The following is a 21,990-nucleotide window of genomic DNA, read 5'->3' as shown; positions in this document are numbered from 1 at the left end:
AGTTTATAGCTTTGCTTTATCCCCCCCGACGCCTACCGTGTTCTAGAGGCCAAGCTGATGATTGAAATGAAAGTCGCTGGAATTGCATTAGATGCCGTGACGCGCAGCCCGATTGTGTTGCTCAAAGATGCCTCGGAGCGACGAGCCTTGCCAATTTATATTGGACAAGATCAGGCAAAGGCAATTATCAGCGCTTTGGAAAAACAAACCCCTCCCCGTCCCCTGACTCATGACCTCCTGGTGAATATCCTGGACGTTTGGAATATGACCTTAGAGCGGATCATTATTCACTCGCTTCAGGACAATACCTTTTATGCGATCTTGAGTGTCCGGCAGGGTGAGGTAAAAAAGGAGATTGATGCTCGGCCTAGTGATGCGATCGCGATCGCCATCCGCACTGGCAGTCCGATTTGGGTGATGGAAGAAGTCATTGCTGATGCTTCTATCCCTGTCGATCGCGATGCCGATGAGGCAGAACGCCGAGCCTTCCGTGATTTTGTATCGAAGCTTCGACCGGAAGATTTGATCCAGCGAGGAGGCTCCAGCACGGAATCATAGCACACCAAAGATAAAAGTAAAAAGGCAAAAGCCAAAAGCCAGAAAATGAACTTTTTACTTAGCGATCGCGGCTTTCTCTTGCTCTTTCTTTTTACTTTTTATGCGTTATCGGCGGTTTGGAAAAACAAATTTACCGCTTTCAGTGTTTTCTTGCGGGACGATGCGCTGTCTGGCTTCCTTTGAAGATGCCTACCAGACGGTGCATCAAGCCGTTGCTTGTGGAATTAATCACTTAGAAACCGCGAGGGGTTACGGCAAAAGCGAAGAATATCTCGGTGCCGCTTTAGCTGCGGGATTGCCCCAGTCGCGAGAACAGCTTTACATCACTACCAAACTTCCCCCAAGTAATGACGCCGATACAATGCGTCGGTGGATTGATGAGTCGCTATTGAACCTCCAGACTGATTTCGTAGATTGTCTGGCGATTCATGGCCTTAACACCTGGGAACATTTAAACTGGGTGCAAGCGGATGGAGGTTGTATGCAGGCGGTGCAGGAAGCCGTGGCAGATGGCAGAGTTCGACACGTTGGCTTCTCTACCCACGGGGCGCTGGATGTGATTCTAGCGGCGATTAACAGCAATTTATTTGAATTCATCAACCTGCATTATTATTACTTTTTCCAGCGCCATGCCCCGGCGGTTGAGTTAGCCAACCAAAAGGATATGGGAATTTTTATTATTTCACCAGCGGATAAGGGGGGGCTACTCTACACGCCACCGGAAACGCTTCAACATCTGTGCCATCCCTTTTCACCCCTAGAACTAAATTATCGGTTTCTGTTGAGCGATCGCCGCGTTACCACGCTCAGTGTTGGCCCAGCGAACCCCAGCGAATTGACGGAATGTTTGGCGGTTGCTGAGCGCGATGAACCGCTGAAACCAGAGGAAATTGCAGTTTTCGACCGCTTACAAGCTCATTTAGGAGTAATTTCTCCAGATTTATGTAGTCAATGCTACGCTTGTTTGCCCTGCCCAGAAAATATCAATATTCCAGAAATATTGCGCCTGCGTAATTTAGCGGTTGCCTATGACATGACAGCGTATGGTCAATACCGCTACCGAATGTTTGAAAATGCCGGTCACTGGTTTCCGGGGATGAAAGGCGATCGCTGCACTGACTGTGGTGACTGTCTGCCCCGATGCCCTCAACATTTAGACATTCCAGCCCTTTTGCGAGATTCTCACCAGCGTCTGAATGGACAACCTAGGCGTCGGCTTTGGGAATAATCGTAACGGTAGTTGCGTAAAGATAGTTGCGTGAACAGATTTTAAGGCAACCAGGATGTATGGACAGGGTATTTGTGCCCTTGCCTGATGCTGTTATCACTCCGACGATGAACAGTATCTTTAGCTTATTGGTTTAAGTTTTACACCTATCTAAAGATATATTCTTGTTAAGATGTTTAGTGATCTGGATTACCGACACATTGATTTATGTAAAATAGCTTAAAAAAGAATTTTGCTAATCCATTGGTTAAGGTTGGTTTAAAGTTTGACTTTGAGAAGGTGGGCTTTGAATATTCCATAACTATATTTGGTAGTCATGAAAAATCAGCTTACCTCTACAGAAAATCTAGTTCGCAGAATTGTATCTATGTTATATATTAATTAGCATTATTTATATTGTTTCTGGGAATGAAATACTTAATTTACTGAGCAAGAATTTAGCGTTTTTAATCCAGTTAGAGATGCTGAAAGAGTGGGGATTTATTCTATCTATTAGCGGGTTGTTGTATGTTCTAATTCGCGCTGGCTTACAATTGCAACAATCCGAGCATAATTATCGCCGTATCTTTGAGAACACCGTTGAGGGAATTTATCAAGTTACGGATGATGGACGCTATATGAATGCAAATCCAGCACTAGCACGCATTTATGGCTACAACTCACCAAATGAACTTATTGGCAATCTTCATTGGCACGCAAGCAATTTGGAGTTGTACCAATTACTCCAAAAAACTGATGCCGTAACGGGATTTGAATCTCAGGTTAATCGCCCCGACGGCAGTTGCATTTGGATTTCTTCTAATGCCCGTGCTGTGCGCGATCGCAGTGGCAAACTACTTTACTACGAAGGCACCGTTGAAGACATTACCAGCCGTAGGCAAACAGAGCAAGCACTGTTCGACAGTAAGGAACAATATCGCGTTATCTCAGAACTGACCTCTGATACCTATTGCGTAACAGTTGCCCCTGACGGTCAAATGACAACCGAATGGGTGTCAGAGACCTTTTTGCGAGTGAGCGGTTACACGTTCGCGGAAATTATCACTCTTGATGGCTGGCGGCCGCTTATTCATCCCGACGACTGGTTAAAAGTTCAGCAAAATTTTCTCAACCTAGTTTCTGGTCACTCTGAGATTAGCGAACACCGGATCGTGACCCGTAGCGGTGAAGTTCGATGGTTACGAAATTATGCGCGATCGCAATGGGATGAGCAAAAACAAAGAGTTATTCGGGTTTTGGGGGCATTGCAAGATATCACAGACTGCAAAGCCGCTGAAGCGTTACTTCAGCGAAGTGCTGGCGAGATTAATCAAATTTTTAATATGCTGCCCAGTTTTGTCTGGAAGTTCTGCCCTGCGACCACCCAGTTTATCTATGCCAGCGATATTCTAACCGAACTCAGTGGCATTTCTACACAGGCATTTTTTGAGAATTATCAAGTTTGGGACGATCGAGTCGATTTAGGGCATGAATCCCAAGAAGCAATTCGGATAGCTTGGGAAGCAATTACCAAAGGCGAACCCTATCAGGTTGTTTATCTTTTTCACACTCTTCATAGAGGCGATCGCTGGTTTGAAATTACAGCGAGACCTGCCATAGAGGATGGCGTTCTCTATTACTACGGCAGTACCGCAGATATCAGCGAAAGGCAGCGGCAGACGATGTTATGCAAGCAGGCAGAAACAGCCTTACGGCAGGCAAATGAGGCGTTAGAAATCCGAGTCCAAGAGCGTACCGTTGAGCTAGAAGATGTTGTCCAGGCACTCCAAGGAGAGATTGCCGAACGCAAGCTCGCTCAAGAAACCTTAAAGCATTATCAATTGCTATCGGAACATGCCCGTGACATTGTTTTGTTTATTGGGAATCAAGGGCAAATTATCGAAGCGAATCAGGCGGCAATTCAGACATACGGTTACGAACGCGAAGAGATTGTTGCCTTAAACATTCAGGACTTGCGAGATCCTCCAACTCATACAGCGATCGCTCAACAACTGGAGCAAGCAGAACAGCGAGGCATCTTATTTACTACCACTCACCGCCGCAAAGATGGCAGCACTTTTCCAGTGGAAGTCAGTTCCCAAAGCTGGGTAATTGACAATCAAAGAGTTTTATTAAGTATTATTCGGGATATCAGCGAAAGCCTCCGGCACGTCACGCTACGCAAACTGGCAGAGGAGGCATTGCAAAAAAGCGAGGAACGGTTCCGCAATTTGCTGGAAACTACCAGCGATTGGGTATGGGAGGTAGATGAGAATGCTGTTTATATTTACACAAGTCCCAAAGTGCGCGACATCTTAGGTTACGAACCTGAAGAAGTTTTGGGAAAAACGCCCTTTGACTTAATGCCGCCGGAAGAAGCCTTCCGGATTGCGAACACTTTTGGGCCAATTGCTGCCCAAGCAATACCATTCTCTTGCCTAGAAAATATCAACATCCACAAAAACGGTCATCGAGTTGTTCTGGAAACCAGTGGCGTCCCAGTTTTTGATAGCTCTGGAAAATTTCGTGGCTATCGCGGTATAGATCGGGATATTACCGAACGCAAACAAGCTGAAGAAGCTCTGAGGGAAAGTGAAGAGCGATTCCGAACAATTTTTGAAAGAGAAGCCATGGGTGTCGTCCTGACCACTTTAGAGGGGCGGCTTTTGGCAAGTAATCCCAAGTTTCGGGAAATTTTAGGTTATAGCGAACAAGAACTACAAGGGATGCTTTTCAGTGAGTTGGCGCATCCAGATGACGCCATGCAAGACCGGGAACTTTACCAAGAGTTAATGACTGGAAAGCAGGATTCTTACCAATTGGAAAAGCGCTATATCTGCAAGGATGGTCATGTGGCTTGGGGCTATTTGACCGTTTCTTTGATTCGCACTGCCAGTGGTGCCCCGCAATTTAGTACTGCCACCATTCAAGACATTACCGAACGCAAGCAGATAGAAGCAGCGCTACGGGAATCGGAAGAGCGTTTCCGCCAATTAGCGAAAAATATTCCGCAAGTTTTCTGGATGACGACTCCCGATGAGAAACAAATACTCTATATCAGTCCCCCTTACGAGCAGGTATGGGGGCAAACTTGCGAAAGCCTTTATCAGCAGCCTGAATCTTGGCTGGATTCTATTTATCCAGAAGATCGGCAGTCGGTGATAGATGGGCTTGAAAAACGCCAGCAAGAAGTGGACGACTACGAATATCGGATTATCCGCCCGGATGGGACGATTCGGTGGATACGCGATCGCTCCTTTCCAGTTCGGGACGAGACAGGGCAAGTCTATCGAATTGCCGGAATTGCGGAGGATATTAGCGATCGCAAGCGAACGGAGGAGGAGGTTTATTTTCTGCAAACCATGACCCAAGCTATTTTTGAGTCTCCAGACTTTCACTCAGCGCTATTCGTAGCACTCCAGAAAGTGTGTGAAGCCACTGGCTGGGATTTTGGGGAAGCCTGGATTCCACAATCTGACAACAGCGTTCTCGAATGCAGTCGAGGTTGGTATAGCCGTGCCACTTGTCTAGAGGAATTCCGGCAAGGAGGCGAGAACTTGACCTTTGCACCAGGGATTGGGTTACCCGGTCGTGTCTGGGTCTCAAAACAACCAGAGTGGCAACGAGATGTTTCCGGTGAGTCGCATCAAGTTTATTTCAGGGTAAATTTGGCAATGAAAATTGGATTAAAAGCCGCTTTAGGAATTCCAATTATTGCTGATGATACTGTTTTGGCTGTCCTTGTGTTTTATATGTTTGAATCTTGCGAACAAGACGAACGACTCATCGAACTGATTTCCGCTTCAACTGAATTGGGATTATTCATGCAGCGCAAGCGAGCAGAAGAAGAAATTCGCAATGCTTTGGAAAAAGAAAAGGAACTGCACGAACTAAAATCCCGTTTTGTTTCTATGACTTCTCACGAATTTCGTACCCCGTTATCGACTATTTTGTTTTCGGCTGGATTGCTTGAAAATTACGGCTTTAAATGGACAGAAGAGAAGAAAAGGATTCATCTGCATCGAATTAAAACTGCTGTTCAACGGATGGACGGGATGTTAGATGAAGTGTTGCTTATTGGCAAAAATGAAGCTAGCAAGACAGAGTTTAACCCCGCCCCGATACAGCTAGAAACATTCTGCCAAGACCTTGTAGCAGAAATGCAACTAACAGCGGGCGATCGCCATTCCCTAATTTTCTCAAGTCAGGGAGAATGTCTCGCAGCTTGCATTGATGAAAAACTGCTGCGCCACATCCTCAGCAATTTACTCTCAAATGCTATCAAATATACCCCAGGGGGGGGTATTATAAAATGCGAACTTAGCTGCCACAATGGGGAAGCCATCTTCCAAATTAAAGATCGAGGAATTGGCATTCCTCCACAAGATCGGCAACGATTGTTTGAAACCTTCCATAGAGCTTCTAATGTTGGCAATATTCCTGGAACTGGCTTAGGATTAGCGATTATTAAAAACTTTGTAGACTTACACAAAGGCAAAATCACCGTAGAAAGTGAAGTCGGAGTGGGTACAACCTTTACGATTAAGTTACCGTTGAGCGGGGATTGTTAAGCTTCAGGGGCTAGTTTTAACCCGTTATAGCAAGGATTTTAATAACGGTATCTTTATATACCAAACTTGGCAAAAATCTTCCTCTACATTCTTTTCCTGTCTTCGCTGATTTTTTCATTCTAGGCGGCTTGACCGTTACCTAGGTTCGATTAATAAGGTTAGTTACTATAGGAAGGTAAGAACTTCTTATATTTATTTTTGATAAGCATTAAATATAAAATTTTGAATCCAATTATTTTACTTTCCCTTGCAAGTGAAATTATAATGAATTAATTGTCTAATATTTATGGATAACCCCATAGATATTGCTGGTAAATCTGGCTTTGAAAAAGTATAAAAATAGACTTTTATCCAGTGAGGGGGTGCATAATTTCACTTAAACAAATGTTATTACAGATTGATAAAATCTAAACTCAGGAAGTAGGACAACCTTTATAAATTAAATAGTTTGCACAACATCGGGGAAATAAAAAGTTTGATTTTGTAAGAAAAACCATAAATTAAAGGAAATTTAGAGAAATGGCAAAAATTCTAGTTATTGAAGATGAAGAAGCAATCCGCGAAAACATATTAGAACTATTGGAGGCAGAAGAGTTCGAGGCGACAGGTGCAGAAAATGGTCTTGCTGGCGTACAGATAGCAAGAACGATTCGCCCAGATTTAATTATTTGCGATGTCATGATGCCCGATTTAGATGGTTTTGGTGTTTTGATGGCGCTGCGTCAAGATCCTGTCACCGCAACAATTCCCTTCATTTTTCTGACTGCCAAAGCTGAAAAAGCCGATTTGCGTCAAGCGATGGAATTAGGGGCAGACGACTATTTAACCAAGCCTTGTACGCCTGAGGAAATACTCAAAGCGATCGCTGCCCGACTCGAAAGACAACGAGCCATTACTCAACCCTATACCTTAGCGCTCAGGCAAGCAGCAGAAAGACTCAATCACTTAGTTCATTACGATAGCGTGACAAACCTTCCCAATCGCTTGCTATTGCGAGAGCGGTTTAATCAAGTTATCAGTAAGCGACAAGATGAACACAAAAGCGATTCCAAAACCCAGGAGAACGAATCGCCTCTTGCCTCTGCCCAGCAGCCACTCAACGTTCAACCTGTCCCGCTGCTGTTTCTAGGATTAGATCGGTTTCAACGGATTAGTGACACCTTGGGAAATCAAGGGAGTGACCGATTAATTAAACTAATTGTCGAACGAATCACCACCTGTCTCAGCCGACAGGACACGATTGCGCGATTGAATTTAGATCAATTTGCAATTATTCTGGCAACCTTAAGTCAAAGACAAACGGTTGCCAGTGTCGCCCAAGCGATTTTGTCATCGCTGAATGAACCCTTCTCCTTAGAAGACGGTCAAATCTTCCTCACTGCCAGCATTGGCATTACCTTCTATCCCAACGACGGGCAAGATTTAGACACCCTGATGAAGATGACAGCAGCGGCGATGTCCTACACCCAAAAGCTGGGAGGAAATCACTATCAGTTTTATGCGACGGACATCAAGGCTGATTATGGCGAAGCGCTGGTGCTAGAAGCGAGTCTGCGCCGTGCCTTAGAACAAAGTGAATTTCACGTGTATTATCAGCCCCAAGTAAATCTCCAAACCGGAGAAATTAGCGGTGCAGAAGCCTTAGTGCGTTGGCAGCACCCGACGCGGGGGCTGGTTTCACCCGCTGAATTTATTCCTATGGCAGAAGAAACGGGTTTAATTGTCCCGCTTGGCGAGTGGGTATTGCAAACTGCCAGTGCCCAAACGCAAAAATGGCGAGACGCTGGATTTATATCGTTCCGCGTGTCAGTGAACTTGTCGGGGCGTCAATTTAGCCAAGCTGATTTAAGCCAGCGAATTGTCCGAGTATTGGAAACTACAGGTTTGAACCCAGATGCATTGGAATTAGAGCTGACTGAAAGTATCCTCGTGCAAAATGCTTCGATGGCGATCGCTACTTTAAATGAACTGAAACAGTTGGGGATTCACATCGCAATTGATGATTTCGGTACTGGCTATGCTTCCTTGAGCTATCTCAAACAATTTCCCTTTGACACTTTGAAAATTGACCGATGCTTTGTTCAGGATGTTACTAGCGATACCCAAAACCGAGCGATTATGACCGCCGTGATTCAACTCGCTCACAATCTGAATTTGAAAGTTACGGCTGAGGGGGTAGAAACTCGCGCTGAACTAGCTTTCTTAAGCCAGCAGCATTGCGATGCCATGCAAGGCTATCTATTTAGTCGTCCCGTACCCGCAGCAGAATTTGAAACCTTGTTAAGTGCCGGTAAACGGTTGCCGATGCAAGTTGTATGAATTAATCTACGTTTATTTACAAACCGTTCGCTGAATCAATCGCTGGAACCATTAGCAATTCTTACCAGACAATAACTGCATGAATTAGCGCGAGTAAACATGGAACCTCTACAGGAACCAACCAAATCTGGAGCGAAACTTAAACAATTTAGGCAGGCGTACACGGCAGATGACAATGCTGCCAGAAGCCAGATCCACCAAACAAGGAAAAAGATTGCTTCTTCCTTGCTGTTATCAGCTTTAGCAATTCTTACTTCGTGTCTTGTCCCTTTGTTAACGCAGGCACAAACACCACCCACACTGCTGCCTTCTCCCGAACCTTTAGACTTAAAACTACTCGATCCAGAGTCTCGCCCACCGAGAAGTCAAGTCATTAGAGCCGATAGTATGTCCCAAGCTAAACCAACGGTTCCCAGCCTTTGGTGGGCGGAGGAACAGTTTGGTGGCAAATTACTAGAGAACTGGCTAGCGTACCCGGATCGCCAGCGGGTGGATTTGGTTGTAAACCGACAACTCTGGAGCCTTCTGAACTATATAGGACGCTATAGCTTTGTCAACAGCTTTGGGACGGTTGCCAGAGATTATGGCTATAACACCAGGGTGTTTATTGCCAATCAACCACAAGAACCGCTAGCAACCTACACTTGTAATTTCAGTACCAATCCAGTCGTCTGCGATCTGGATATTGTCTCCTCTGGTCAAAATAGTCTGCGAGTTCGTTCTAAACCGTTGGGCAGATTTCCTGCCACAGGGAACGATACGCAAGCGCCGTAGACTGGGGAAGCGGAAACAGAAATTCACTCTTGTCCAGTATCTGAGTATCTGGCAGCAAGATCGAGTTCGTTTTTAAAAATTCAGGTAACTCTGCTGGGTTCATGCCAGCAACAATTGGTGAGGCGGCGCGGCTGAACAGAGAAATTTCCGTAGCAGGTTTGGATTCCCAACAAAAATTAATCCAATCTTGCAACAGAGGATTCGCCGCAGCACCAGCAGGTTGCACCCATAAGTCTGACCACAAGGCGGTTCCAGACACAGGAACCACCGCAGCAATGTTGCGATCGCGCTTCATCACCGACAATACATCTGTTGACCAACCCACCGCCAGCCAGGTGTCTCCTAGCAATAACGGTTGCAGATAGGTATCGGAACTGTAAAATTTCACCTGCTGGTGCAACTTTTGCAGGGTATTTTTCAACTCAGGAATTCTGTCTATCCGTTCCGTGTTGTAAGAATGACCCAACCGTTTTAAGGTTAGACCAATCACTTCTCGCGGTTGATCTAAAAGTGAAATGCGATCGCGCAGTTCTTCTCGCCACAAATCTTGCCAATCCGTCGGTGTCCATCCCAAAGATTTGAATTTGTCGCGGCGATAGATAATTACTGTGCTTCCCCAGCGATAGGGCGCACCCCAAATTTTTCCACCGGGGTCAGATTGACCTTGACTATTGCGTTTCACAAGTTCTTGCCATCGGATTGGCAATTGATTCCACCCTCCCGCCTGTGTAAGTTCGAGGGGTTGAATGAGTTTCTGCTCAATTGCCTGTGCTAACCAGAAATCTCCCAAAGTCACTAGATCGGCAATAACGGGTTTTTTCGAGGTAATCAGCGGTAAGTTCCGACCCCAGCCCTGGTTCGCTTTACCGGGATTCTGCCAAGTTTCTAGACTCGCAAATAAATCTTTTAACTGTGTGGCTGGCGTAAAATCTAGAGTTGTCGATTGCTTGAGGCTCTGGCGAAATTTAGTTAATAGCTGAGCGGGAATGGAATTTTTCAGAAGTCTAACTCTTAGTGTGGGGTTTTGGGAATTTCCACACCCTGCAAGCATCTGACTCAAGGTCAGCGTTCCAGCACCCAGCAGAAAAGACCGTCTCTTCATAGTTGTAGCAACTAGCAATCCTTCTGATTAGCAATTCGCTATTCGCTGTTTATAGCGCTTGTCGGCGCTCGACGCCAAAGCCGACCAAATCGATTACCGTTGGTTGTTCTCCGGGTTCGGGTCGTTGGTAAGTAATAATCGTTCTGAGCCGCGTATCCGGCGCTACAATCCGCATTTGATCGACCGCAACAGAACGTCGATAATAGGTGATCATTTCCAGCGTTTGGCGAGTGGGCTGATAGGTAAAGCGCCCCGCGATCGCTCCCGCTTCTGAGTATCCCTCATCCCGCAGATAAAAACCCTTAATCGCTTCCCCATCTACAACTTCCGCCACGATCGGTGGAGCGGGGATTTCGGCGGGCGATTCCCCAGGCACCACGTAGGCATCCGGCACAAATAAAGCCTTCAAACTCATGGATACTCGTTCGCCCGTTTCCGAGACGGTATCAAAGGCGATCGCAAACCCAGGACAGGCATTTTCTTCTTCGGTTGCTTGGGCAAGATTTACCTTTATGCCATTTGACGAAGAAAAGGACAAAATTTGCTGCTTTTGTTCCCATGTCAGGGCTTTTACCGAATATTCCGTATGAGAGCGTTCAATCTGACCGCTAAGGACAGAATGATACATTCTTTCTGTTGTCCATACCCCCGTGCAAGCGGTAAAAAACTCTCTGATGCTGAGCATTTTTTCCAAAAAAGCAATATTTAACGCAAGTAAAAGGTAATTAGCTTGCTTGATTAACTTAGCATACGTCCGTGTTCTTCGGTGCTGATAAAGGTTCTAGCCTTTGCTACAGTTTTTTGCACTGCGATCGCCGTTGCCATCTTCTTTATCTATTCGATAAGTATATTGGATAAGTATATTTTCTGTTCCTCCTTTTGATAGAGGAACTTCTTAGGGCTGAAAATCAAAATAAACGGAATATAGGGCTAGAATCGCGAAAATTTCCAATAAATCTTCAGAATTGAGAATTTAATATTTCTACATCATAAATCCTGCTAGAAAAACCGCTTTTCATGTTTATTCAGCCTTGACCTAAAAAGGCTCAATCGATCCCAACTCCAGCTTTATAAATTCATCTTGCTCAATAGTTAAATAATTTGTAAGTAAAACAGTTTTTTAACTATTTTTTTATAACATGAAAGAAATCAAGTTAACGCCTAGTGGGAATTGCATGGATTCACTTCAAAAGCAAGTCATCACTTTAAATCATAAAGTTGATGTCCTTTACGAAATGATTGACCAGTTGAGCGAAAAAGTCTCTGAAGCTTTGTCTAAAAGCAAAGCAGCGGCTATCCAAGGAGGTACACCCGCACCTTTAGGAGTCAGTAATAGCCGCTATGCCTATAAAAGCTACAGCAATCAGTCTCCAGTAATGGAGCACAAAGATGTCTTAGTTGATACAAACTCTGTAGATAGTAACTCTCATAGCAGCGAGAAAGATTTGTCACCGACCATTCAAATCCAACGGCTAACGGCACAGCTCACCGCTGCCTATAATCGCATTGCTGCTTTAGAAGAACAGTTACTCTCTCAGAGAATTCACTCTTAAACAATCGGCAGGCGGGATACAGGTAGAAGGCTTGCAGATAGAGAAGAAAGAATAAAGACTGGCTTTATGCTTCACACTTCATATTTCAGACTTCAACAACGCTCGATTAACATTTCAATGGCTTGGAGTAATTGCTCCTGGTGCCAACCCTGAGTTAAATGAGCCGCGATCGCACATCCGCCCGCACCCATGCCTTCTTTAACGTATCCCTGCTCATAAGCCCGCAGTTGAGGATAACGAGAGGGCGCAAAACTCAGCCCAGTCCCCAATAAGGGGACTGGGCTAATTGTTTTTGCTAACCCGACCGTATCACCAGTTGGATCTTCTGCCACCCAGCGAGTCGTTCCCACCACAACTTGTTCGGGTTCCCAAGATAGGGAATATTGACGCCCAAGCGCTTGCATCAAGGCATAGACAGCCAGCATTTGCGTTCCACCAGCCAGCATGACACCGCAAGTGCGACTTGCAGCGATCGCCATCCCCGCAACCGCAATTTGCATCGGATCGCCAATTGCCGCAACCAGATGTAACGGATCTTGGAAAGGATGTTCCTCGTCTCCTCTGCTCCTAAAGGCTTTCAGCCCAGCTTCCACCACCGCCCACTTTTGCGCGTGATTGCAGCTAGGATGGCTGCTGTTGACCTTACCGGCAGCGGGGACACCCAAGCCCGTTAAAATTGCCAAAGCCGTTGTCGTTCCCCCTACCACGCACTCTCCCAGAATTAAATATCCATCCGGGATACTTACCGCTAGTTTTTGCCCCCAAATTAGTCCTTGTTCCCACAGATGTTTCACTGTCGCGAGAGGCAAAGCATTTCCGCCGCGGAGACACTGGGCAGGGGCACCTTCCAAATCAATGACTGGAACAGTTGGCGGCTGGGGCAATCCAGCATTGAATAAATAAACGGGAATACCAAGTGCTTCAACCACCGCGCGGGAGATTAGCACTGGAGAGGCACCCGCTTGCAGAGGAGGCAGAGGATATTGAGGCTGAGGCTGAGGGCCTTTATACAAAAATTCCGCATCTGCGATCGCTGTATATTGTCGATCCTCTGGCGTTGCTCCAGCTGCTGAAATACCGGGGATCAGCCCGGTGGCGGTAAAGCCCAAAAGACAAGCAAACACCGATGGACGTCCCCGATATCGCTGGAGCCATCGATGTCCCTGTTCTATCTGAGTGTAGACATGAATCATCGAGTTTTGGATTTTGGATTGAGGGTTGAGTCGTGGTAAGGCTCAAAGCAACAGGGAAAAGGCAAAAATTGTAACCTTTAACCTTTAACCCTCATTCTTCATAATCCAGCAGCACTTGCACCCAATGCGGGGGGCGAGGAATCGGGTTGCCCAAACGATCGAGTAGCAGCAAAGCCACCAAATGTACGACAAACAGATAGATAACATTATTGAGAATAATCATGCCGAATGCGATCGCTTGAATCAAAGATAGACTCGGCTCTTGCAGTAGCCCGATCTTGACAAATACCCACTCTGCCAGTTCCGTCACCTGGCTAGTCATGTAAACCCAGAGGTCTTCCCCCAATAAAATCGACAGCAGCCAAAACCGAAAAAAGAATCCAAACGTACCAATAATTGTCCCCGTACCAATCGAGAACAGCCAGCTGCTCCTGCGCCGCCACAAAGCCCCCAGTTGGACACCCATGAGACCGTAGGGGATCAGAAACAGAATGCTGCGAGTTGGTCCCATTAGGACGGACAACAGCAACCCAGAAACCAACGCTGCCATCCAAGCCGCCCGGTGTCCCCATCGCAGGTATACGAGGGCAATCGGGATTGGGAAAAACATCCGCAGCAGCGGTCCCATTGGAAAGTAATAATTAATCAGCCAAATCAGACTACAAGTACTAGCCAGAAAGGCAGTTTCCACCATGATCAGGGGAGCAACTGCTTTCACCTGGGGTTCGGAATAATTGTTCCCTTGGGCACTGGTTGCCGGGGGCGTTTCGCTTAGATTCGCCTCATCTTCGATTTTCTGAGAATTCCCCAGACCAGAAGCTTGACCGTCTTCAAAAGGATCGCTCATGCAGATTAAAAAACAAAGCCAGATCCTAAATTTAACCTCTATTCCCGTTTTGAGCCGAGCTTCAGCAGCTTCAGGAGAGAATTACAAGACCCATTACCAATTTCCAGTATCCCTTTATCCATCCGCTATTTCCCCAGTCGCCAGTGATTCAGGATGCTCCGTATCTATGCCCTGAATTACCAACACCGAACAGGGAGCGTGGTGCAGCACATAATTACTCACACTCCCCAGCAAAGCTTCTGTCAATCCCTTGTGCCCCCGACGTCCCATCACAATCAAATCGGCACCCCAATTCTCAGCCGCTTGACATAACATTTGCCCAGCCTCGCCTACTTTGTAATCAAACTCCGTCGGCACTTTCTGACGGGTAGATTTTTCGCAGTAACTTCGGAGCAAATCTTGCACCTGCTGGATTCGCCTTTCGAGCGTGAGGTGGTGATTCTCATAGGATGTCATCATCTGAGGATACAAACCCATCTCACCAGAGAGCCGTGGCGTTATTTCATCGAGTATCTCGCTATTGAGGCAATGTAGCAGCATCATTGCTCCACGATTCGCTTGCGCCAATTCCAGCGCTTGAGCGAAGACAGCCTGACATAAAGAAGAGTCGTCGATAGCAACCAATATTTTCTGAAAACCCATGACTAGGCACCCAGATAAATGGCAGTTGGGCACCCAGAGTGCCGCTGCCGTGTATTTATTAGACGATTAGCCGTTCCAAAGCCGCCAAATCGGGAATGCACAAGATATCGTGGTCGCGCATAATCAGCGCCTTTTTTTCCAGCTTTGTTAAAACCCGTGTCACCGTTTCTCGCGCCAGACCGCTGAGGCTGCTTAACTCACGATGGGGTAAATTGGGGATCATCGTTCCTTTTTGGGCAGTTTTTCCCTGTCCTTCTGCTAAGAATAATAACGTGTCGGCAACGCGGGACATACTATCTGATTCTCGCAATCGGAGGCGACGGTTGACTTGACGCAGGCGTTTTGCCATCAACTGAGCCAAGCGAACGCCTGCTAGTGGTTCGTTATGAATTAACTGAACAAAATCTTGAGCAGGCATACTGCCAATCGTCGTAGGAGTTAGCGTAATCACATCCGTTGAACGAGGAACCTCATCCAACGCTGCCATTTCGCCAAAAAGTTCTCCTTTGCCAAGAATATTCAGCGTTACCTCTTTACCATCAAGGTTGTAGGTGCGAATTTTCGCCCAACCCTCCAGAATAAAGTAGACAGAGCCGCCCCAGTCATTTTCCAGCAAAATCACCTGATTTGCAGGATGGGTACGAGTGACGACATGGGAAGTGGCTTTCTCCACAACGGTCTCTGGTAAGCCGGTAAACAAAGGTGTGGAGCGAATCAACGCATTCATGTTAGAGTTCGGTTCGCGGGGGGTGTATCGGTCTTCCATCGGGCCAACACAAATGAAAAAGCTAAGAACTGATAAAGAGTGGCCCACTGGAGTGGGGCTAGCTGGTAGCGTTTGAATCAAGAGCAACCGTTGAGCCGGAAACTTTCAGCAATCAGGTCGGCATCTCCCGAATATGGTGTTTACGCTCTCGAAGATAATTAGGCTGAACAGGAGGCTCTTGGCAGCGTACCAATTAGAGTTAGGAGGCACCCATTGAGCCAGTGACCCTATCTTTATTATCCTCATAGAGGAAACCCGCGACTCGCTGCTGACGCATCTAGCAAAACTCACATCTTAATCCAAAACGCTTTGATTTTGGGCGATCGCCTTCTTTGTACCCATTGGGTGACAAAACGCTACAACCCAAAATTCTATCTACATTTAGAATTACCAGTCTTGAAATAATTCACCCGGTAGATGCAACACCCTGTTTAATATAAGTTGTTCTTGTTGGGCAGTCTAACATTATAGGCAGTGGCAGTATAGTAACTTCTGATAACTGTGCAATCGTTCTAGCCAGGGATTCCATTGTGACTCACGAGACGGATGCGATTTCTACACTAATCGCTAATATTGACAGCATCCTCCACAAGGCCAGCTCCCGTCGGCCTTGGCTCAGATCAGTTGATGTCCAAGAGCAGCGTCGGCTTCTAGAGCAGGTTCGTACCTATTTAGTCTCACAGCAACAATTAGGCGCTGGAGATGAAGCTCGGCATCAGGAATACCAACCGCAGGCAACAGCACGACAGATTGTGCAAGCGGTTGAGCAAGACATGGAAGCGGTGCGAACCAGCTTGATGCACTCCTTGCAGGGGGATCTGGAGAGTCTCCGCCAACAGCGGGAATCTCTGGTTCTAGAGATTCGACAGATGGAGAGTTATCGGCTGCACCATCGAACGCTTGCCCAGCAACAAGCGGCACAGCAGCAACTAATTTCCGAATTTTTGCAGGTACTTTCTAGTCGCTTGCAGGAAACTCTCACGCAACAGATGGCTCAAACCCTGAGAAATTTGGAAACTCAGTTTTTGAGTGCTGAGGTACTCCCTCCAGAAGGTCAAAAACAACCGTATAATTTCTCACCTAGCTATTCAGACGCGATATCTAGCAATTCTTTACCTTTACATCCGCGAGAGCGCCTGGAACAACTGCAAACGTTACAGGCAAAATCCGATCAACTGCTAGCAACGCTGGATTCAACCATTCGTACAGTCTTCGAGGCACTGCAACGCAATCTTGTTAGCTATCAAGAGTCCTTGGCCCAAGGACTTGATAAAATGCACAACTTGGGGCAGCAAAGCGAGGTGATGTTTACAGAGTTGGTAAATCAGCTCACCGAGCAGTTCCAGCAAGAAGCCTCAGCAATTTTGCAATCGTCTCGGCAGTCACAAGTAGATGCAAGTAGCGCGAGTCCGGCTGCGACAACACCAGGAATCGGCGCTCTGCAACTGCCCTATCCCCAGAGGGAACCCCAAACGCTGGATCAACCCTCCTCTCCACCTTCTAATCGCAACGAATTCAATTTCTCGCCGAATGATGTTCCTGTCGCCAGACAGCCATTGCCGTATCCGGGGGTTGAATTGCCCCTCCGCTCGGTGGAACAGGAGCAGCCGCAAAGTCCCCAGTTCAATCTGCCAACGGATCGCTTAGGCGAGTCGGTACAAAGGCAAGCCTCCTCAAAGGATAATCTTTTTGGGACAGCATCGTCTGCTAGCACTCCATCGAACCCTACCTCTGGTGCCCAGAGTAGCGGTCTGGAAGACTTGAATCTAGAGAACTTGGGCAATCTGGAGATGGCATCGCTGGATGACGATGATATGAAAACTATCTTCCAGACGGAGCCTATCCTTCCCACGATTCCCGACAGGAAGCGCGACGAAATCGACGATTTTTTTGAAAGCTTGTTTGGGACGCCGCCGATCTCACAGAGTCCCGAACAACAAGCTCAAAAAGTTGAGAAACAACCGGAGAATAATCCCGCCGGAGATACCCAAACTCAAGCAGAAAGTATAAATCCAATCATTCCTCAAGATTCAGCCGGAGAGAGGAACCCTCGCCCTTATAGCAGTCAGGACTCTTTAGAGGATGCCCTGTTTGCAGGTTTGGAAGACCCCGCTGAAGATGCCGCGATCGCGCAACCACCTGCGAGAGTCGAGCAAGTCGAGGACTCTTGGGAAAATGTTTTATTTCCCGAAGATTGGGAAAAGACGGTTATCCAAGTTGAGAAGTGGGCGATCGCTCCGACGATTGCCAGTGAAGATCAAAATGTCGAAACCAATGAAGCCTTCAATCCTGAAACAGTGGAAGAAGGGGATCTGGTCATTTCGGCACTAACCGATCTGTTGCAGGAGGATCTGTTCCAGGAGCAGGAAGTACTGCCAGCGGAATCTCTCTTACCGAGGGTTACACCTCCGAGTCTGGAGGAAATCACTCAAATCCAGAATACTCAAATCCAGAATACTCAAATCCAGGATACAGAGCAACCTGCAACCGAGGAAGCTGCAAGTCTGGAAGAAGATATCTACATTCCAGCTTCGCCAGACGAAAATCTGCTGGCGATGGATACTTTCTCAGTTGACCAAGACGAGTTTTTCTGGCTGGATAGAGATACACTGCAACTGCTGAGTGAAGATCTGTCTAGCTTTGAGGCACCGCAGGAGGGCGTATTCCCGCAATCAGAGGAGCAGAGGAGCCATAGAGAGGCGGATTTTAGCGATAACGCGACAGACATCCAGACTCAAGATGACTGGTTCGCAGAGGAGGAAGAGCTTTTTGGGACGGAGATACCAGAAGGGACGGTTGACGCTGTTGAAACACAAGCAGAAGCGTCAGAAATAACCCAGAGGACGAGACACCAGGAAGCTTTGCCAGTGACGGAACTGGATGAGTTGTTGATGGAAGATTGGGATGATCTCGCCCTAGATAGCTTTGTGGAGGAGGATTCTGTTCCGGGAACAGATGAGGAGCCGGAAAGATTGCCGTCTGGGGAATTCAGTTTAGGTTCAGAAACAGAAAACGCGATCGCTCACCATCCACAAAATTCCCATCAGGAGCAACCGGAAACGGCGAACACGACAACAGCCGATGAAAGAGCGGATTGGAATTTGGCTTCCTTGTTCCCTGTAGAACCCTTAGACCCAGCGCCAGACAAAGCGATCGCTTTTCTTCCCCCCGCTAATCTTGATGAATCGTCGGAAGTATCGCCCTCGCTGGGTTCGGTAACAGAAGCAGAACTAGAAATACAGGAGGATCGAGAATATATAGCCGATTCTCAGCAACAGACGTTAGGAATCACGTCAACAGAAACGCCAGGAGAGATGCCAGAAACCATCGATTTCGATGAATCGTTGGTATTCCCCGAAGAAGTCGATCTGGAGCTACCTACAGAAACGGCGGGGCTGGAACACGAATATGTTGCTGACTGGGAGTGGGAAGAAATGCCACCGCCAGCCAATCCGTCAAGGGAGGCACCAGCCGCCATCGATTTCGACGAATCGTTGGTATTCCCCGAAGAAGAAGTCGAGCTAGAGCTACCACCAATCGAAACGGCGGCGTTAGAACAAGAATACGTTGCGGACTGGGAGTGGGAGGAGTCAGCCAATCCGTCAAGGGAGGCACCAGCCACCATTGATTTCGATGAATCGTTGTCATTCTTCCCCGAAGAAGTCAATCTACTACCCAGCGAAACGGCGGCGCTAGAGCAAGAATACGTCTCTGACTCGGAAGCACAACAGACGCCAGAAATTACTGGTGAGGAGACAGCAGTATCGATTGAGTTCGATGAATCGTGGGAATTATTTGCCGATGAGGAACAGAGTCTAGAAACACCCAGAGAAAGAGCGATCGCGTCTGATGCCGATATTGATGCGCTAACTGGGTTGCAGGAAGAAGATTTAGGCGACTGGGAATTTGAGGAAATGCCAGAAATTTCTCAAGTGGAAATAACACACCTAGGGGAATCGGATTGGCAGGAAGAATTATTGCGATTGGAAGAACTGATCGCTCCACCAGACGATGCGATCGCTCAGTTCCCTAACAATCCACCGATGGCAACCGAGGAAGAAGCCGTTTCTGAGCCGACGCTGCCTCAAACTGACGATTTTGATCTGGAGCTGGATATATTTTCAGACTCATCGAACCCGGAAAAAAAAACTCCGTAGGGATACCCACTCAGGAAATTACCCTTGAATCCCCATTAGTTTTAGAAAGTACAAAATTGCTCCCGATCGGGATAATGAATCCAAATTCAATACATTCTTCCACTGTCCTTGAGTCTGCAAAACCATCGCCTGCGGAGAATGTCAGCAAGTATGCCTGGTACTTAGGTATTGACTTTGGCACAACTGGCGTGTCTGCGGTTTTGTTAAATGGTTCGACGGGTGAACGATATCCCATCTACTGGATAAGCCAAGGACAGACAGAATCTACCCAAACCAGCTTTCGTTTACCCGCAGTGACTTACACGGGGCCAGCTTGGAGCAATTCAGAGCAGTCATCGGGGGTTGCGAGTAGCGCTTACGCCGATACACCAGCGGCGATCGCAGTGGGTGTTCTGGCGTCTTCTCTTGCCAATCGTAAAGAAGGAGTCTTTATTCAAGGCTTTAAACCGTACTTGAAGGTGGGAATTCCTTACTATTCATCTGCCAAAAAATGGGAGCCGATATTGCAGTGGTCGCTCGACCAGCCAATTTCTCTTTACTGGCTGGGGCGCTCATTGCAAGCGTTATTTGCCACTCTAAGACCTCTAGGAAGGCAGGGAAACCCGCTATCCCCAACAGAACAATCGAGGCCTAATTTGGTGGGTGCTGCTGGTTTAAAGCCCTCTACGCTGAATGCAGCGATGAGTTGCTTGAGTGGTGTGATTGTCGGTTGTCCGGCTAAATGGGGAGATACCTACCGCTTTAACATTCGCGAAGCCGTACTGGGTGCCCATCTGGTGGAAAATCCGGAGGAAATCTTCTTTCTTGAAGATGCGATCGCTACTTTGTTGGCAGGAATTGAAGGTGCAACCTTACCGGGAGTCCCCTGGCAAGGCGGGACTCTGGTGATCGACGCGGGTGCCACTACCATCGAACTCGCTGTGGTGAATTTGCCCGAAAATCTTAAAGACTTAACGTATTCCCAGTTTGCTTGTCGGAGTCTCGCCTATGCAGGCAACGCTATCGATCAAGACATCATCGGTCAATTACTCTTGAACGATGAAGAAGGCAAAATGAAAGATGAATTCGAGTCATCCTTCATCCTGCATTCTTCATCCTTGAGCCTTCCCAAAGCCGGGGAACCCGATTTAGCAACGCGCGATCGCTTGGCATCGTTATTGCAAAGTTCTCCCCTGGGACAAGCGCTTCTGGAAGCTGCCAATTCTGTCAAACGAATTCTGCAACAGCAAGACAGCTATACTGTGGAATTGGGCGGAAAGTCCTGTTTGGTGACACGCCGAGATTTAGAAAACCGCGTGTTCAAACCGTTTCTTGAAAAATTGAATCAAGAATTGAATGCGCTGCTAACTCAGGCAGGGATACCCGCATCGGGAATTCATCAAATTATCTGTACTGGCGGAACCGCAGCCGTCGGAGAAATCGCTCAATGGCTGCGACAAAAACTCCCAAAAGCAGTCCTGATTCGGGATACTGGCGCAAACGACTCAACCCTAAACTGTAGTCCAGTGGCTTACGGTTTGGCTACGTTACCGCTGTATCCTCAACTGTTGGAGCAACAAACGCAGCAGTACAGCGATTATTTTCTGCTTTTGGAACTTTTACGCGCTTTACCCGAAGAACCGCTGCCGCTGAATGAAATTATGCAGTTATTAGAGTATCGCGGCATTAATACGCGGGTTTGTTATTCTCGCGTCATGGCGCTTTTGGAAGGAAAGCTGCCTGCGGGTATCGTGCCGTCGGAAGCCGAGTTTGGGCTGCTGAGTTCCACCTCTGAGCAAAATCCTGACTATCAAGCGATCGCAGAGGCTCCACTTTTTGAGAAAGAAGCGACCCAGATGTATCGACTGAATGCTCAGCAGGGCGATCGCTATCTTCGCTATTTAAACACTATCCTGACAAGCACTTATCAAAAACTAGAAGAACCATTAGTTTTTGACTTGTTAGTACCGGCAACAGTTTAGCGATGAGATCCGAGACTGCTTGTATTCAGTCACAAGAACATCCCTCCGCAATTCCCCCTACGTGCGGAGGAAAATCGGGAAAAATCTTTGTTTGCAAAAGACTGGGGAGGAGTACTTCAAGGTGAAAAATTATCCTTCTCAATCCTTGCCGGGTAAGTTCTGACCCGCAAGAGACGCGTAACGACGTACTTTCAGGTAAAAAGAATTATCCTTCTCAATCCTCCTACAGGCAGAGGATTAAATAATTGAAATCTGTAGCTTGTCAACCGTACTTCTAACAAAACTTAAAAAAATACCGATTCCCTTAAAGATTCGGTAAAGTAAGGGCTTTCAACGATTC

At 47.0% G+C, this 21,990-nt stretch carries 14 protein-coding genes; 8 read left to right on the top strand and 6 right to left on the bottom strand.

Annotation, left to right across the window (positions count from 1 at the left end; genetic code table 11):
• The first annotated feature begins 57 nt into the window (after nt 1-57).
• The 5 genes from NDI44_RS06015 (at nt 58) to NDI44_RS05995 (ending at nt 9,429) form a co-directional block, all read left to right on the top strand.
• Nucleotides 58-558: a bifunctional nuclease family protein gene (locus NDI44_RS06015; RefSeq protein ID WP_190412793.1), complete on the top strand. Its 501-nt coding sequence runs from the start codon at nt 58-60 to the stop codon at nt 556-558.
• A 100-nt stretch (nt 559-658) separates the two neighbouring features.
• Nucleotides 659-1,786 (top strand): aldo/keto reductase, encoded by a 1,128-nt coding sequence (locus NDI44_RS06010; protein WP_190412792.1) that lies wholly within the window; start codon nt 659-661, stop codon nt 1,784-1,786.
• 461 nt (nt 1,787-2,247) lie between these two features.
• Nucleotides 2,248-6,336, top strand: a complete 4,089-nt coding sequence (locus tag NDI44_RS06005; protein WP_190412791.1) for a PAS domain S-box protein — start codon at nt 2,248-2,250, stop codon at nt 6,334-6,336.
• A 519-nt stretch (nt 6,337-6,855) separates the two neighbouring features.
• Nucleotides 6,856-8,655: an EAL domain-containing protein gene (locus NDI44_RS06000; RefSeq protein WP_190412790.1), complete on the top strand. Its 1,800-nt coding sequence runs from the start codon at nt 6,856-6,858 to the stop codon at nt 8,653-8,655.
• 99 nt (nt 8,656-8,754) lie between these two features.
• Nucleotides 8,755-9,429, top strand: coding sequence for a hypothetical protein (locus NDI44_RS05995; protein WP_242037060.1), 675 nt, complete (start codon nt 8,755-8,757; stop codon nt 9,427-9,429).
• Here NDI44_RS05995 and NDI44_RS05990 read toward each other — a convergent pair.
• Together NDI44_RS05990 and NDI44_RS05985 are read right to left on the bottom strand one after the other, a co-directional pair.
• The gene (locus NDI44_RS05990) at nt 9,377-10,531 is read right to left on the bottom strand and encodes an extracellular solute-binding protein (protein ID WP_190412789.1); all 1,155 of its coding nucleotides are present in this window, start codon (nt 10,529-10,531) and stop codon (nt 9,377-9,379) included. The two genes, NDI44_RS05995 and NDI44_RS05990, sit on opposite strands and share 53 nt — an antisense overlap.
• Before the next feature lie 49 nt (nt 10,532-10,580).
• Complete coding sequence (locus NDI44_RS05985; RefSeq protein ID WP_190412788.1) at nt 10,581-11,216, bottom strand: phycobiliprotein lyase; 636 nt, start codon at nt 11,214-11,216, stop codon at nt 10,581-10,583.
• A 490-nt stretch (nt 11,217-11,706) separates the two neighbouring features.
• Between NDI44_RS05985 and NDI44_RS05980 the strand changes: the two genes are divergently transcribed.
• A complete protein-coding gene (locus tag NDI44_RS05980; RefSeq protein WP_190412895.1) occupies nt 11,707-12,084 on the top strand; it encodes a hypothetical protein in 378 nt (125 codons plus the stop codon).
• A gap of 92 nt (nt 12,085-12,176) precedes the next feature.
• Here the strand turns inward: NDI44_RS05980 and cobT are convergent, their stop codons facing one another.
• From cobT to NDI44_RS05960, 4 genes are all read right to left on the bottom strand, one after another.
• A complete protein-coding gene (cobT, locus tag NDI44_RS05975; RefSeq protein ID WP_190412787.1) occupies nt 12,177-13,277 on the bottom strand; it encodes a nicotinate mononucleotide-dependent phosphoribosyltransferase CobT in 1,101 nt (366 codons plus the stop codon).
• A 91-nt stretch (nt 13,278-13,368) separates the two neighbouring features.
• Nucleotides 13,369-14,124 (bottom strand): DUF2232 domain-containing protein, encoded by a 756-nt coding sequence (locus tag NDI44_RS05970; RefSeq protein ID WP_190412786.1) that lies wholly within the window; start codon nt 14,122-14,124, stop codon nt 13,369-13,371.
• Between the two features lie 114 nt (nt 14,125-14,238).
• Nucleotides 14,239-14,766: a universal stress protein gene (locus tag NDI44_RS05965; protein WP_190412785.1), complete on the bottom strand. Its 528-nt coding sequence runs from the start codon at nt 14,764-14,766 to the stop codon at nt 14,239-14,241.
• Nucleotides 14,767-14,824: 58 nt separating this feature from the next.
• Nucleotides 14,825-15,532: a Crp/Fnr family transcriptional regulator gene (locus NDI44_RS05960; protein ID WP_190412784.1), complete on the bottom strand. Its 708-nt coding sequence runs from the start codon at nt 15,530-15,532 to the stop codon at nt 14,825-14,827.
• A gap of 530 nt (nt 15,533-16,062) precedes the next feature.
• Here NDI44_RS05960 and NDI44_RS05955 point away from each other — a divergent pair.
• Nucleotides 16,063-19,689 (top strand): hypothetical protein, encoded by a 3,627-nt coding sequence (locus NDI44_RS05955; RefSeq protein WP_190412783.1) that lies wholly within the window; start codon nt 16,063-16,065, stop codon nt 19,687-19,689.
• A gap of 74 nt (nt 19,690-19,763) precedes the next feature.
• Complete coding sequence (locus NDI44_RS05950; protein ID WP_190412782.1) at nt 19,764-21,650, top strand: hypothetical protein; 1,887 nt, start codon at nt 19,764-19,766, stop codon at nt 21,648-21,650.
• Nucleotides 21,651-21,990 lie beyond the last annotated feature (340 nt).

The sequence above is a fragment of the Trichocoleus sp. DQ-A3 genome (assembly GCF_039961975.1).
GTDB lineage: Bacteria > Cyanobacteriota > Cyanobacteriia > Cyanobacteriales > FACHB-T130 > FACHB-T130.
Note: the sequence above shows the minus strand (reverse complement) of the source record. Positions and strands in the feature narration are given on the sequence as shown.

Bases quoted from the DNA above. Each gene is read 5' to 3' on its own strand.
- NDI44_RS06015 (WP_190412793.1), top strand. From the start codon at position 58: ATGATTGAAATGAAAGTCGCTGGAATTGCATTAGATGCCGTGACGCGC.
- NDI44_RS06010 (WP_190412792.1), top strand. From the start codon at position 659: ATGCGTTATCGGCGGTTTGGAAAAACAAATTTACCGCTTTCAGTGTTT.
- NDI44_RS06005 (WP_190412791.1), top strand. From the start codon at position 2,248: ATGCTGAAAGAGTGGGGATTTATTCTATCTATTAGCGGGTTGTTGTAT.
- NDI44_RS06000 (WP_190412790.1), top strand. From the start codon at position 6,856: ATGGCAAAAATTCTAGTTATTGAAGATGAAGAAGCAATCCGCGAAAAC.
- NDI44_RS05995 (WP_242037060.1), top strand. From the start codon at position 8,755: ATGGAACCTCTACAGGAACCAACCAAATCTGGAGCGAAACTTAAACAA.
- NDI44_RS05990 (WP_190412789.1), bottom strand. From the start codon at position 10,531: ATGAAGAGACGGTCTTTTCTGCTGGGTGCTGGAACGCTGACCTTGAGT.
- NDI44_RS05985 (WP_190412788.1), bottom strand. From the start codon at position 11,216: ATGCTCAGCATCAGAGAGTTTTTTACCGCTTGCACGGGGGTATGGACA.
- NDI44_RS05980 (WP_190412895.1), top strand. From the start codon at position 11,707: ATGGATTCACTTCAAAAGCAAGTCATCACTTTAAATCATAAAGTTGAT.
- cobT (WP_190412787.1), bottom strand. From the start codon at position 13,277: ATGATTCATGTCTACACTCAGATAGAACAGGGACATCGATGGCTCCAG.
- NDI44_RS05970 (WP_190412786.1), bottom strand. From the start codon at position 14,124: ATGAGCGATCCTTTTGAAGACGGTCAAGCTTCTGGTCTGGGGAATTCT.
- NDI44_RS05965 (WP_190412785.1), bottom strand. From the start codon at position 14,766: ATGGGTTTTCAGAAAATATTGGTTGCTATCGACGACTCTTCTTTATGT.
- NDI44_RS05960 (WP_190412784.1), bottom strand. From the start codon at position 15,532: ATGGAAGACCGATACACCCCCCGCGAACCGAACTCTAACATGAATGCG.
- NDI44_RS05950 (WP_190412782.1), top strand. From the start codon at position 19,764: ATGAATCCAAATTCAATACATTCTTCCACTGTCCTTGAGTCTGCAAAA.